This window comes from Parasphingorhabdus sp. (assembly GCF_036964675.1).
Lineage (GTDB): Bacteria > Pseudomonadota > Alphaproteobacteria > Sphingomonadales > Sphingomonadaceae > Parasphingorhabdus.
This window is the reverse complement of the sequence record NZ_JBALTF010000171.1, coordinates 1-552: the sequence shown is the minus strand read 5'-3', so window position 1 is coordinate 552 and position 552 is coordinate 1. Positions and strand designations below refer to the sequence as shown.

At 48.7% G+C, this 552-nt stretch carries 1 tRNA gene; it reads right to left on the bottom strand.

Annotated features, from left to right (window positions below):
• Positions 1-365: 365 nt before the first annotated feature.
• Positions 366-442: transfer RNA gene (locus V7665_RS13800), tRNA-Pro, on the bottom strand.
• Between the last annotated feature and the right edge of the window lie 110 nt (positions 443-552).

Genomic DNA, 552 nt, shown 5'->3' with positions numbered 1-552 from the left:
ATCGAGAAGGTCGAGTAGTCGTGGCCAGGCTTGGCAGATGAGTTGTTGCTCACGGTCAGTCCGAGTACATCCCAAAACTGAAAAATTTTCAGCGGTTGCTATTTACCCCTCCCACCACCTTAGTGAATGCAGGCTATAATAAAAGGGTGGTACCCTTCCGTATATTATCAAAATCAGCCAGTTCCTGCATATCCTACCAAATAGGTGTTTCCGTTCGCGCCTTAATATTCGGCTTCTCCAGGATTTCAAATTTTCCGCTATGGGGTTAAGCAATTATGCTGATGCTACCTATTTGCTACCTACAGACGGAGTTGATAGAGCATTGATTCGCGATCGTATCTATCATATTGATTTTAAAGGATAATTGGTCGGGACGAGAGGATTCGAACCTCCGACCCCCACACCCCCAGTGTGATGCGCTACCAGGCTGCGCTACGTCCCGACCGAGGCTGCGCATATATGGAGGTCGATGGGCCTTGGCAAGTCGTTTGCGTCTGGAATCCAACCTTTCCCGCATACGGATTCCATTGCACGCTCGACAAGCTCGTGATA